The 13,439-nt window shown below is 41.4% G+C and carries 11 protein-coding genes; 9 read left to right on the top strand and 2 right to left on the bottom strand.

Translation table 11 applies throughout. From position 1 onward, the window contains the following. Positions 1 to 24: 24 nt before the first annotated feature. The gene (gene ftsE, locus BN1356_RS06010) at positions 25 to 717 is read left to right on the top strand and encodes a cell division ATP-binding protein FtsE (protein ID WP_093650483.1); all 693 of its coding nucleotides are present in this window, start codon (positions 25 to 27) and stop codon (positions 715 to 717) included. Further along, on the top strand, positions 710 to 1,639 hold the full coding sequence (ftsX, locus tag BN1356_RS06005; protein ID WP_176694236.1) for a permease-like cell division protein FtsX: 930 nt from the start codon (positions 710 to 712) through the stop codon (positions 1,637 to 1,639). The genes ftsE and ftsX overlap by 8 nt, the downstream gene beginning before the upstream one ends. Before the next feature lie 139 nt (positions 1,640 to 1,778). Here ftsX and BN1356_RS06000 read toward each other — a convergent pair whose 3' ends face one another. Next, positions 1,779 to 2,423 carry an MBL fold metallo-hydrolase gene (locus tag BN1356_RS06000; RefSeq protein ID WP_093650481.1) on the bottom strand — a complete coding sequence of 215 codons (645 nt, stop codon included), beginning with the start codon at positions 2,421 to 2,423 and terminating at the stop codon, positions 1,779 to 1,781. Between the two features lie 114 nt (positions 2,424 to 2,537). Here BN1356_RS06000 and BN1356_RS05995 point away from each other — a divergent pair, with 114 nt between their 5' ends. The 6 genes from BN1356_RS05995 to gtfA all read left to right on the top strand — a co-directional run bounded on the left by BN1356_RS05995 (position 2,538) and on the right by gtfA (position 10,634). Continuing rightward, the gene (locus tag BN1356_RS05995) at positions 2,538 to 3,188 is read left to right on the top strand and encodes an endonuclease III domain-containing protein (RefSeq protein ID WP_093650480.1); all 651 of its coding nucleotides are present in this window, start codon (positions 2,538 to 2,540) and stop codon (positions 3,186 to 3,188) included. A 65-nt stretch (positions 3,189 to 3,253) separates the two neighbouring features. Then, positions 3,254 to 5,734, top strand: a complete 2,481-nt coding sequence (locus tag BN1356_RS05990; protein WP_093650479.1) for a bifunctional DnaQ family exonuclease/ATP-dependent helicase — start codon at positions 3,254 to 3,256, stop codon at positions 5,732 to 5,734. 89 nt (positions 5,735 to 5,823) lie between these two features. After that, on the top strand, positions 5,824 to 6,900 hold the full coding sequence (proB, locus tag BN1356_RS05985; RefSeq protein ID WP_093650478.1) for a glutamate 5-kinase: 1,077 nt from the start codon (positions 5,824 to 5,826) through the stop codon (positions 6,898 to 6,900). Between the two features lie 10 nt (positions 6,901 to 6,910). Beyond that, positions 6,911 to 8,155: a glutamate-5-semialdehyde dehydrogenase gene (locus BN1356_RS05980; RefSeq protein WP_093650477.1), complete on the top strand. Its 1,245-nt coding sequence runs from the start codon at positions 6,911 to 6,913 to the stop codon at positions 8,153 to 8,155. Positions 8,156 to 8,164: 9 nt separating this feature from the next. Continuing rightward, entirely contained in the window at positions 8,165 to 8,947 is a 783-nt protein-coding gene (gene proC / locus BN1356_RS05975; RefSeq protein ID WP_093650476.1) for a pyrroline-5-carboxylate reductase, read from the top strand. Positions 8,948 to 9,188: 241 nt separating this feature from the next. Continuing rightward, positions 9,189 to 10,634, top strand: coding sequence for a sucrose phosphorylase (gene gtfA / locus BN1356_RS05970; RefSeq protein WP_093650475.1), 1,446 nt, complete (start codon positions 9,189 to 9,191; stop codon positions 10,632 to 10,634). A gap of 39 nt (positions 10,635 to 10,673) precedes the next feature. On the opposite strand, the gene BN1356_RS05965 is transcribed toward gtfA, so the two are convergent. Continuing rightward, positions 10,674 to 11,666, bottom strand: a complete 993-nt coding sequence (locus tag BN1356_RS05965; RefSeq protein WP_093650474.1) for a LacI family DNA-binding transcriptional regulator — start codon at positions 11,664 to 11,666, stop codon at positions 10,674 to 10,676. 231 nt (positions 11,667 to 11,897) lie between these two features. Here BN1356_RS05965 and BN1356_RS05960 point away from each other — a divergent pair, with 231 nt between their 5' ends. Continuing rightward, entirely contained in the window at positions 11,898 to 13,379 is a 1,482-nt protein-coding gene (locus BN1356_RS05960; RefSeq protein WP_176694235.1) for an ABC transporter substrate-binding protein, read from the top strand. Positions 13,380 to 13,439 lie beyond the last annotated feature (60 nt).

Below are 13,439 nucleotides of genomic sequence, written 5' to 3'. Positions count from 1 at the left end.
GGACTGTCTTAGGACAGCAAACTTATGGGAATTATAGAAATGAAAGACGTTTCCAAAAAATATGGAAACGGAACAACAGCCTTAAGAGGAGTATCTGTTAGTGTAGAATCGGGTGAATTTGCCTATATTGTTGGACCGTCTGGTGCTGGTAAATCGACCTTTATCAAATTACTCTATCGCGAGGAAAAAATTGATAAGGGTAGTTTGACAGTAGGGAACTTCAATCTTGCTAAAATCAAGAAAAAAGATGTGCCTCTATTGCGTCGTAGCGTGGGAGTGGTCTTTCAGGACTACAAACTTTTGCCAAGAAAAACAGTCTTTGAAAATATTGCTTACGCCATGGAAGTTATCGGGGAAAAACCGAGAAATATTAAGAAGCGTGTCATGGAAGTCTTAGACTTGGTTGGTTTGAAGCATAAAATCCGCTCTTTCCCCAATGAACTTTCAGGTGGGGAACAACAACGTATCGCTATTGCACGCGCTATTGTCAATAATCCCAAAGTCTTGATTGCGGATGAACCAACTGGTAACTTGGATCCTGAGAACTCATGGGAGATCATGCATCTTTTGGAGCGCATTAACTTGCAGGGGACAACCATTTTGATGGCTACCCACAATAGCCAAATCGTTAATACCCTCCGCCACCGCGTTATTGCAATCGAAGATGGTCGACTGGTGCGTGATGAAACTGAAGGAGAATATGGATACGATGATTAGACGATATTTTAGACACTTTCTTGAGTCGCTGAAAAGCCTCAAACGAAATGGTTGGATGACAGTTGCAGCTATCTCTTCTGTAACCATTACCTTGATTTTGGTTGGTATTTTTGCTTCTGTTATTTTGAACACAGCTAAGTTGGCAACTGATTTGGAAAACAATGTCCGTATCAATGTTTACTTGCGTGAAGGGGCAACTGATCAGAAGAAAGAAGTGGTAAATGATGTTGGTGAAACGGTAAAAAATGAAAGTTACTTGGCCATCTTTAACCAGATTAAAAATATGGAAGAGGTTGCTGATGTTACCTATTCTAGCAAAGAAGAACAGTTGCAACATTTGACAGATACCTTAGGGGAAACTTGGAAACTCTTCTCAGGGGATGCAAATCCGCTCTATGAAGCTTATATCATCGAAACAAAAACTCCTGAATCTGTGAAAAAAGTTGCCGCAGAGGTTGCGAAAATTGATGGAGTTTCCGAGGTTCGTGATGGTGAAGTGGAAACAGAGCGAATCTTTAAGTTAGCAGATATGGTTCGTACATGGGGTCTAGCAGCAACTGTGCTCTTACTCCTGACGGCAGTCCTCTTAATTTCAAATACTATCCGTATTACCATTATTTCACGTAGCCGTGAGATTCAAATCATGCGCTTAGTGGGCGCTAAAAATTCCTATATCCGTGGTCCATTCCTCTTGGAAGGGGCTTGGGTCGGTCTAATGGGAGCTATTGCACCATCTGCTTTGATTTATTTCCTCTACAGAGCTGCGTTCCAATCCTTGGCACCAAGCTTGGCAACTCAGAATCTTTCACTAATCCCAATGAATGTCTTCATTCCTGGAATGATTGGAAGTCTCTTCTTAGTTGGTATCGTCATTGGATCTCTGGGTTCTATGATTTCAATGAGCCGATTCTTAAAGATTTAAGTAAAAAGATTATTAACAAGTGCTTGTTTACTTTTCTTATTTTACCGATAAAAAGAACTTAGAAAAACAGCACCCAATCTTAAAAGGCATAGAATAACGCAATTGTAGACGTTATTTTATGCCTTTTTATCAGGGATTTTTAGTTGTTGCCGTTGAAAAATTGATTAAAGACTTTCTCATGGGTAATAGTAGAATCAGGGCCATGGCCAGGATAAACTTTATAGTGACCGGGTAAACTGAGGATGTTTTTCTTAATACCTGCAATCAGTTGATCGAAATTACCGGTTGGTAGGTCTGTGCGGCCGATGGTTTCTCGAAAGAGAGCATCTCCCGTAATCACCAATTCATCTTGAAGGAAGATAAAGGAAACACCACCCCATGAATGACCAGGCGTCTCTACAACGGTAAAATGGAAACCAGATAGATCGTAGTCTTCTTCATAGTGAAAGACTTCTTCAGCGGCTTGGCAAATGACATCCGCTAAGTCATCATGCCTTGGCTGACCAGATAGATTATCCAGTGGGGAATAGAGCCAAGTGGCCTCTTTTTCAGAGACATAAACGGGTGGATGGTCAAAAGTATTACGCACTTTTTCTAGACTCATGATATGATCATAGTGGGTGTGGGTCAATAGAATGGCAGCGATCGGTTTATTGATTTGCTTAATGGTTCTTTCAATCACAGTCCAATCACTGCCAGGATCTACCACAATCAGGTGGCTGTCATTTTCAAGATAATAGGTATTCTCCCCTGCAATGGTATTGTTTGTACGATGTAGTTTCATAGAAAATCCTCCACTTATAAGTCTAACAAAAAAGAGGAGATTTGACATGGTTGGTGCCTGTTTTAGAAACAAGTTTACGAATTTCTGTTAAAATAGCTTCAAGAGGGGAATCATATGGAATTAAATGTGTATCAACTATATCAAAAAATGTTGGCTCAGATGGGGCCGACCGGGTGGTGGCCTGCAGATAGTAAGGAGCAGATTATCATTGAAGCGATCCTTATTCAAAATACCACGGAAGCGAATGCTACTCGGGCTTCTCAAGGCATAAAGAAAGAGACCGCCTATGATTTTACAAAGATAGTCAAGTTGAAGAGGGAGTTCTTAGAAGAATTGGTCCGTCCAGCTGGTTTTATGAAAAATAAGAGTAGGGCAATTCAAACGATGGCTAGCTGGTATTTGCAACATGAATCAAATCCTGCTGCAATCGTGGAGAAATATGGTGATGACTTACGATCTGTCCTGCTGAGTTTGCACGGAGTTGGTCCAGAAACGGCAGATGTCTTGCTGACCTATATTTTTGAACAAGCTCAGTTTGTAGCGGATAAATACGCTCGAACTCTCTTTGGCTTGCTTGGAGTAGAGGGGCTAACCGATTATCAATCTTTGCATCGTAGACTTAGTCTTTTGCCAGCCCCCTTTACCTATGCGGATGCTCAGGAATTTCATGGTCTGATTGATGAATTTGGCAAGACTCATTTTCGACCAATTAGCAAATTTCAAAGTAGCTTCTTAGCCGATGATAGCTTGCGACTAGACGGATAAAAAGTGATGAAGAGTCTAACTTGGTCAAACCCAAGTAGGCTCTTTTATGATATAATTTGAATACTATGGCAGAGAAAAAAAGTGGAAATCGTTACGCTGTTGTGGACTTAGAAGCAACGGGGACAGGTAGCGATGCAAAAATTATACAGGTTGGGATTGTTTTAGTAGAAGATGGGCAGATTATCCAGACTTATGAGCAGAATATCAATCCCAATGAGGATTTAAGTCCGCAAATTCAACTCCTGACAGGAATCAGTAATAAAGAACTGAGAAAGGCTCCTGGATTTGGTCAGGTAGCAGAAGACATCTATCGTCTGATTGAGGACGCTATTTTTGTAGCCCATAATGTCAAATTTGATGGAAATTTACTGGCAGAAAACCTCTTCTTTGAAGGATTTGATTTGCATACTCCACGTGTGGATACAGTTGAATTAGCCCAAGTATTTTTCCCAACTTTGGAAAAATACAGTCTGAGTCATTTGGCTCAAGCCTTGGATTTGGAATTAGAACAGGCCCATACAGCTATTTCAGATGCTAGGGCAACAGCTCAGCTACTCATAAAAATCCAGGAGAAAATTGCTAGCTTACCTAAAGAAACGATAGGACAAATCCTGCAACTGGCTGATTATCTTCTACATGAATCCCGCATGGTCATTGATGAGGTCTATGAAGCGATGTCTGCTTACTCTAGTCATCACCATCAGGATGTTCATGGGCTCATGCTCAAGACCATTGAGCCAGAAAAAAAAGGGACAGGTCTGGCGAACGATTTCTCGGAAAACTTGATCAGACTTGGCTTAGACCAGCGTCAAGATCAAGAAGTCTTTGCTCAAGTGGTGAAGGAACGGTTGCAGGATCAAGATAAACAGGTACATTTTATCCAGGCTCAGGCTGGAATAGGTAAAACCTATGGCTATCTCCTGCCTATTTTGGCCGATACTAGCCAACCTTTATTGGTTTCAGTACCCAGTTTGGTCTTGCAGCAGCAGATTATGGAAAAAGAAGGCCATCAATTGGCTCAGACCTTTGGTTTGTCTATTCAGTCTGTCAAATCTTCTAGGCACTATCTTAAGCTAGAGAGTTTTTGGCAAAGCTTGCAAAGGGAGGATAGCAATAGTTTACTCAATCGCTGCAAGATGCAGATCTTGGTCTGGCTATGTGAAACAGAAACAGGTGACATGGATGAACTCAAGCAAAAGTATCGCTTTCCATCTTACTTTGCTGAGCTTCAACATGATGGTTCCCTCTCCGCTCAATCGGTTTTTTCCGAATGGGATTTTTGGAGGAGATTGCATTCGAAGGCACAAGCTAGTCAGCTACTCTTGACCAATCATGCCTATCTTCTCCATCATCTTAAGGACCAAGCTTATCTGACGCAAAACCGTATTCTAGTGATTGACGAGGCTCAGAAGTTACTTCTGACAGCTGAGGAGTTTACCAATCAGTCCATGTCTCTTCAACCTCTTCTCCAGAATCTTCAACGTCGTAAGGATAAGGCAGAAAATTTGTTGGAGCAGCGCCTTTATGAAAGTTCTTTTTTTGAATTGCAACAGTTGCTTCATAACTATCAAAACTGTGGAACGACAGAGATTGTCAGCAAAGACCTAAAACAACTACAGCAGAATCTGCAGGAACTAGCTAATTTAGATACAGGCTTAGCTGATTTGAAATGGTTGCTAGACTTTTATGAGCACTTCTGGTTGGAGGTGGACTATTTGGATGGGGAGACTATCTACAATTTGCGGGCGACACAGATGGAACTGCTGGATTTAGCGGCGCTTTTACCAAAAGAAAAAACCTTCTGTATCTCTGCGACATTGGATATCAGCAAGAAAGTCAATTTGGCGGACCTATTGGGCTTTAAAGAGGCGAGTATGGATATCTTGTCCAGCCAAAAAAGTCAGCAACAAGAAATATTTCTCTTAGCTGATGGACCAGATTTGGTGGAGTTGGATTTGCCAGATCAGGCTGTTTTCGTGGTAGATTCATTAGAGCAAGTAAGGAGTCTGAATCAACCCATCTTAGTTCTCTTTACCTCACGGGCTCTTTTAGGAGCGGTGTCAGAAGTGTTGGAGGAGAGGAGCTTGCCTCATTTAGCTCAGTATCGCGATGGGAGTGAGATGGTGGTGAAGAAACGCTTTGAAAGAGGAGAATGCCAGATTCTATTGGCTACCGGTTCCTTCTGGGAGGGCGTTGATTTTTCTAGTCAATCTCAGATTCTTCAGCTCATCCCCCGACTACCCTTTGATAATCCTCGTGATCCTCTGGTTAAAAAAATCAATCATTATCTCAGAGAGAAAGGCAAGCAACCGTTCTTTGATTTCAATCTACCCGTCATGTTGCTCAAGCTCAAACAGGCTATTGGGCGTACCAAACGCACTGACCAGCAAGTATCAGCAGTCGTCATCTTAGACAAACGGAGTCACAATAAGCGTTACAGTCGCCAAATCCGACAGTTTTTAAAAGAACACTACCAGCTTCAGAAGACAGATACTGCAGGATTGGTTCAGACATTAGCAGAATTTTTTGCAAAACATTCGCTTTAAAAGGAAACTGGAAAGAATGGCTTTTGTCATTCTTTTCTTATCTGTATGAATATGGTATACTTTTGAGAAAGATTTAATGGAGAGAGTCTATGAAAGAGAAAACTCTAGTATTTAAGGTTGGGACCAGTTCCTTGACCCAAGAAAATGGTAGTTTGGACCGCATCAAGATTGCCCGTATCACCAATCAGTTATCCCAGCTTCATCAAGAGGGGCATCAGATCGTTTTAGTGACCTCTGGCTCTATTGCGGCTGGTTTTCGTCGTTTAGGTTTTGAGAAGCGACCGACCAAGATTGCGGAGAAACAAGCTAGTGCGGCGGTTGGTCAGGGTCTTTTGATTGAAGAATATACCCGTAATTTCATGAAAGATGATATTGTATCCGCTCAAGTTCTCTTGACTCAGGATGATTTTGCAGATGCTAGACGTTATCAGAATGCTTCACAAGCTTTACAGGTACTTCTTCGCCAAAGAGCTATTCCCATCATCAATGAAAATGATACCATTGCGATTGAGGAGATTAAGGTTGGGGATAATGACACTCTGTCAGCTCAAGTAGCTTCTCTTCTGAAAGCTGATTTGTTGGTTCTTCTAACAGATGTGGATGGACTCTATACCGACAATCCAAATATCAATCCCCATGCTAGACATTTGGACAAGATTGAGACTATTACAGAAGATTTATTTGAAATGGCAGCAGGAGCTGGCTCTGCAAATGGAACGGGTGGGATGACGACTAAAATTCAGGCTGCTCAAATTGCGACCAAGTCAGGTGTTCCCGTCTTTATCTGTTCATCAAAAGAAGATACAGCACTCCTTCAAGCGGTCCATCAAAAGAATAAGGGTACACTTTTCTTGGCGGATCCTCATGCCATGAACCAACGCAAGCAGTGGATGGCTTTTTATGCCCGTACGGATGCTTTAGTTGAAATTGATGCTGGCGCAGAAAAAGCAATGTTGGAGCAGGGGAAAAGCCTCTTGGCAGCAGGAATCAAGATGATTGAAGGTGATTTTGAGGTGGGCAACATTATTGCGGTTTATAGTCAGAAAAGTCACCGTTTGATTGGCAAAGGCCGTGTGAAAATTTCGTCAGTTGATTTGCGAGATATGGTGGATAACCAGCATGCTGAAGGAGTTTTCATTCACCGCAATGATTGGGTCACCCTTTAAGGAGAAAGATATGACGACTACACAAGCATTACTAGACAGTCTTTTAGAGCATAAATCAGCCATTAACTTGGCAACGACAGGACAGAAGAATCAGGCTTTAGAAGCTATGGCTAACCAACTGGAAGAACAAATAGATGCTATTTTGGCAGCTAATAAGTTGGATATGCGCGCAGCAAAGGATTCTGCTATTTCAAGCGTTATGTTGGAGCGCCTACTTTTAAATGAAGAACGCGTTAAAGATATGGCAGCGGGGATTCGAGCCTTAATTGCTTTACCAGATCCAATCGGATTGGTTTTGGAAGAAACCACTGCAGCAAATGGAATGAAGATTAGCAAACGCTCCATTCCCTTTGGTCTTATTGGCATGATTTATGAGAGCCGTCCAAATGTTACTTCAGATGTGGCTGCCTTGGCTATCAAGAGTGGTAATGCAGTGATTTTACGGGGCGGTAAGGAAGCTTTTCATTCGGCTCAGGCCATTGTGACAGCTCTAAAATCAGGCTTGTCTCAAGCTGGAATTGCCCCAGAAGTTGTAGAATTGGTTCAGGATACTAGCAGAACTTCAGCTACTGAGTTGATGACAGCAAAAGGTAAGATTGATCTCTTGGTCCCACGTGGTGGAGCTGGCCTCATTCATGCAGTGGTAGAAAATGCTACTGTTCCAGTTATTGAGACAGGAACGGGAATCTGCCATGTCTATGTGGATAAGGATGCAGATGTGGCTAAGGCATTATCGATCGTGGTCAATGCTAAAACTAGTCGTCCATCTGTTTGCAATTCAGCAGAAGTCCTCTTGGTCCATGAAGATATAGCTAAGACATTCTTACCGATTTTAGAAGCACATTTGGCTGGACAGGTTGAATTGAGAGCAGATCAACCCGCACTCTCACTATTTGAAAGAGCGGTGCCTGCAGGTGAGGATGATTTTGATACGGAGTTCCTTGATTATATCCTGGCAGTTAAGGTTGTTAAAGGTGTAGAGGAAGCTGTGGCTCATATTGGCCAACATTCCACAGGTCATAGTGAGGCTATTGTGACAGAAAATGATCAAGCGGCTCATATATTTACCCAGTCCGTTGACTCAGCAGCCGTCTATGTCAACGTCTCCACTCGCTTCACGGATGGTGGTCAGTTTGGTTTGGGCTGTGAATTGGGAATTTCGACGCAGAAGATGCATGCGCGTGGTCCGATGGGCTTACGGGAAATGACCACCTATAAGTACATCATCACAGGTGATGGCCAGATTCGGATATAAGGAGAAAAGATGAAAATTGGATTTATCGGTTTAGGGAATATGGGTTCTGCTATTTTGCGTGCTGTTGCGAAGTCCGGACAACACGAGCTGTTATTTAGCGACCATAATGCTGACAAATTAGCTGAACTAGTAGTGCTCTACAAGGGCAAAATCTCCAATAATCAGGAAATAGCAGCTCAAGCGGACGTTGTTTTTCTAGGGATTAAACCTCATCTAGTGGGTTTGGTTTTAACGGAAGTGAAAGAAGCCGTTTCAAAAAATCCCTCTGCAGTTTGGATTTCCATGGCTGCTGGAGTCAGCTTAGAGCAATTGGCCCAATTTTTACCAGCTGATAAACTTGTCCGTATGATGCCCAATACTCCAGTGGCAATCGGCCAAGGTATGACAACTTTTGCGACGTCAAAAGCTGAAAATGCCCAGCTCTTTCAAGAGCTGATGGCTCATTCTGGTCAAGTCAAGCAGTTGCCAGAAGGATTGATGGATGCAGCAACTGCCATTGCTGGTTGTGGTCCAGCTTTTGTCTATGAATTTATCCATGCCATGACCAGTGCTGGAGTTCAAAATGGACTTTCAGTTGCGGATTCTCAGCTCTTAGCCAGTCAAACCGTTTTGGGCTCTGCTCAGATGGTTTTGGAAACTGGCCAACATCCGGCTCATTTACGAGATCAGGTGACTTCACCAGGTGGCTCAACTATCGCTGGTGTGGTAGCCATGACCCAAGCAGGTTTCCAAGCAGCAACTATGGAAGCTGTTAATGCAGCTTTAGATAAAACAAGAGAATTAGGTAAATAAGAAGAGAGACTAGTATAAAAATGTCACACTTCATATAAAAAAGCGAAAGGGATTGACTTTCTGTTGTTCAGAAATCAGTCTCTTTCGCTTTTTGGATTTCCAGCCTTTTCTAAACATTAAAATCGCACTCTCCCTTGAAATTCTTTTTGTGCAATTTGCCCTAAAAGTTTAGCTCTTATGCATCTATAATGAAAGCGCTATTTTTGTTAAGATAGTAAAAAATATTAAAAAGGAGTGACCGATGGCCATTACAAATAAAACAATGTTGATTACTTATTCAGATAGTCTGGGTAAGAACTTGAAAGAATTGGATGAGATTTTAAGCAAGTATTTCGGTGATGCAGTTGGAGGGGTTCATCTCCTGCCATTCTTCCCATCAACTGGGGATCGTGGATTTGCACCTGTGGACTATGAGGAAGTAGATGCCGCTTTTGGGGACTGGGATGATGTGAAACGTTTGGGTGAAAAATACTACCTCATGTTTGACTTTATGATCAATCATATTTCTCGCCAATCTAAGTACTATAAGGATTTTCAAGAGAAAAAGGATGACTCAGAATATGCAGATCTCTTCTTACGTTGGGAAAAATTCTGGCCTGAAAATCGTCCAACTAAAGAAGATGTAGATTTGATTTACAAGCGTAAGGACAAGGCTCCTATGCAGGAAATCATCTTTGCAGATGGTAGCCAGGAGCACCTCTGGAATACCTTTGGTGAAGAGCAGATTGACCTAGATGTGACCAAGCAAGTCACCATGGACTTTATCCAAAAGACCATTGAAAACTTAGCGGCCAATGGCTGTGATCTCATTCGTTTGGATGCCTTTGCCTATGCTATCAAGAAATTGGACACGAATGACTTCTTTGTTGAACCTGAAATTTGGGATCTCTTGAACAAGGTTAGAGATATGGCTGCGGCGGCAGGAGCAGAATTATTGCCAGAAATCCACGAGCATTACACGATTCAGTTCAAGATTGCCGATCATGATTATTATGTCTACGACTTTGCTCTTCCAATGGTGCCTCTTCATGCCCTTTATTCAGGTCATACCAATCAGCTAGCTAAATGGTTGAAAATGAGTCCTATGAAGCAATTTACGACTCTGGATACACATGATGGGATCGGAGTGGTTGATGTCAAGGATATATTGACTGATGAAGAAATTGATTTTGCTTCCAATGAACTTTATAAGGTTGGCGCCAATGTGAAGCGCAAGTATTCATCGGCAGAGTACAATAACTTAGACATCTACCAAATCAACTCAACCTATTACTCGGCTTTGGGAGATGATGATAAGAAATACTTCCTGGCTCGCCTGATTCAAGCCTTTGCCCCAGGGATTCCACAAGTTTATTATGTTGGTTTCTTAGCAGGTAAAAATGACTTGGAACTGTTAGAAAACACTAAAGAAGGCCGTAATATTAATCGTCACTATTACACCAGTGAAGAAATTGCCCAAGAGGTGGAGCGACCTGTCGTCAAGGCCCTCCTCAGCCTCTTTACCTACCGCAACCGTAGTTCTGCATTTGATTTAGATGGTGGTATAGACGTGTCGACTCCTGATGACAATAGTATTGTCATTACACGATATAATGCAGATAAATCAGTTGTTTCAGAGGCAAGTCTTAACCTGAAAGAATTGACCTATAAAGTTCTTGAAAATGGACAGAACGTGACGTTTGAATAAAAGGAAAAATGAATTCGAAGGGATGTCGAATTCATTTTTTTATAGGCTATCTCTTATGACTAGTTCGGTTTTTAGAAGTCTACAATTAGGGACCTCATTGCCTTCTAGAGAGTTGATTAATATTTCTGTTGCTAACTCTCCCATTTCCTCTATAGGTTGAGCGATAGTTGTGATAGCAGGTGTTGTTAGTTCTGCAATCGGTTGATCATCAAAACCCAAAACAGCCAAATCCTCAGGAACACGGTAATCATGCTTCTGAACTTCAGATATTATACCTGCTGCCGTCATATCACCGTTTGAAAAGACAGCAGTAGGGCGATTTCTTTTCATTTTTAACCAGGCTTGAGCAAAGCTTCGACCGCCGTCAATACCCATAGTTTTTTTGAAATAGTGGCGATGGTTGAAAGGTAGACCAGCTTCATCCATTGCTTTCATAAAACCCTTGTACCGTTTATCACTTGGTGAAGGTGGCCGATGATTTCCCGTGCAAAAGGCGATACGTTCATGTCCTTTTTCAATCAACAATTTTGTCCCTTGATAGCAAGCTTCCTCTTCATCGATGCGGATCATATCTAATGGTTCATCTCCCAAATAGCGGTTACAGAGGACAACTTTTCCTTCACTTATAAGATTTTTTAATTTTGGAGTGGCTTGACCGATACTGGTAACGATGATGCCATCCATTTGTTTTTTGGCAATGAGATCGAGATAAAAATCTTCCAGTTCAGGGCTTTCAGATGTTTGTAATATAATCAGACGATAGCCCATTTGCTTGGCTTTTTTTTCAATAGCATCCACTAGGTAGGCGAAAAACTGGTTGGTAATAAAGGAAACCGTCACGCCGATTAACTTTGTTTTTTGCCCTCTTAATTGTTGAGCGATATTATTAGGATAGTAATTGAGCTCTTGCATAGCCTTTCGGATGCGTTTTTTTGTTTTGTCAGAAACATAGGGATGGTCATTAATAGCTCGGGATACTGTCGTGACAGAGACATTGGCTTTTTTTGCAACATCTGTAATACTAGCTGACATAGGAAGTTCCCTTTCTTCTTTTTTCTTAGTATAAAGAAAATTACATAAGATAGCAAGGTTTTGAGTGAATTTTTTGATAGATAAAAATTTTTAAAAAAATTTTATAAAAACGGTTTACAAAATGGTAACGTTTTCATATAATAGGATCATCGATATATATCAAACGAAAAACAAACAGCGAAATATGAAGTAGTGAAATGGCCTTCAAATTTTATAAGGAAAGAGATGTTTATGAAGAAAAAAACATTTTTGCGCATGCTAGCAACTGTCTCATTAGGTGTTGCTCTAGTTGGATGTGGAAATTCTGGTGGTTCAAGCAATAGCAATGAGCTATACATTTTTAATACCAAGAGTGAAATTGGTCCAGGGTTGGAACAATTAGCAAAAGACTATGAAGCAGAAACTGGGCAAAAGCTCAAAGTTTTCTCTCCGGGATCAGGTACAGATACGACAGAAATAGCCAATGCAGAGATGGCTTCTAAAAATCCACCGGCGATCTTCTCAACAGTTTCCCTGGTGCCATGGGGGCCAAAAGATGGTGATTTCCTCTACAATCTCAATGACTCATCTAATGAAGAGTTGAAGAAATTGGCTGAACAAGTTCCAGAAGCGCAACGACTACGTTCAACGGATGGGGAAAACTTCGGGATTCCTTATACTGTAGAAGGCTATGGGTATGTTTTTGATAGCAAGCTCTTGGGTGAACTTTTTGCAGGAGCAGATACTGCTAAATTAGCAGCGGATCTTAAAGCTTCTGATTTTGATTCATTCCGTAAGTTTACAGATGCTGTTGATGCTTTCATTAAGGGCACAACTGGTGCAAGTGTTACATTGAATGGCAATACCTATACCTTTGCAAGTGAAAAAACAGATCTTACCAAGCAATTGACGGGTGTCTTTGTGGAAGCGGGTGCTGAAAAATGGACCTACTCAGACCATTTCATGGCTAATCTTCCCATCAATGCTGCTTTTGAAAGTTATTCGGATGCCTTGTACACAGATCCTAAGCAAATGGAAAAAGCAAAATCTGCTATCATCAAAGCCATGGGTGTCTTGGAATACAACACAGCGCATGCAGCTGGTGAAAATGGCCCAAATAAACGTGGCCCTGAATACGTGAACACAACAACTGGTTCATATGACTACTCTCTAGAATTGTTTGCCAACCATAAAGGTCTCTTCATCAAACAAGGAAACTGGATCTATCCTAACCTTGTCAAATTGAATAAAGATATCGTATCCACTCTCGATATGCTTCCAGTAAAAATGCCTTTCACACAAGAAGATATTTCTGTTGAAGGACGCAAAGCGGAAACCTTTACCAAATCTATTCCAGTCTTTATTCCAAACTACTTCACTATCAACAAAAATGTTGGCGAAGAAAAAATCAAGGCTGCAGAAGACTTCCTCGTATGGCTTTATACCTCAGAGCGCGGTCTTAAATTCCTCAAAGAAGAAAGTGGCTTCATCATGTACAATGATCCAACAGCTACTGATTCACCAAATACATTAAACAACGCTATCGTTCAATATCTTGGCGAAGATACCCTTTCAAATCCATACAATGCTGCTCCAGGAAACTTCCTTGAAGAAATCGGAAATGATTTGAAAGAAAACTACATGACCAAAGAAACTTGGGACGAAAAAACTTACTCAGACTTTGCTGACAAGTATATCAAGACTTGGGAAGACTTGAAAGCTGCGGCAAATTAATTAGAGACGAAAGACAGGAGTGAAAAGTCGGTCAGCCAAGGGGGCTACTAAACTTCTCAC

The organism is Streptococcus varani (assembly GCF_001375655.1).
In the GTDB taxonomy this organism is placed as follows: Bacteria; Bacillota; Bacilli; order Lactobacillales; family Streptococcaceae; genus Streptococcus; species Streptococcus varani.
This window is presented reverse-complemented; position numbering and strand designations above follow the sequence as displayed.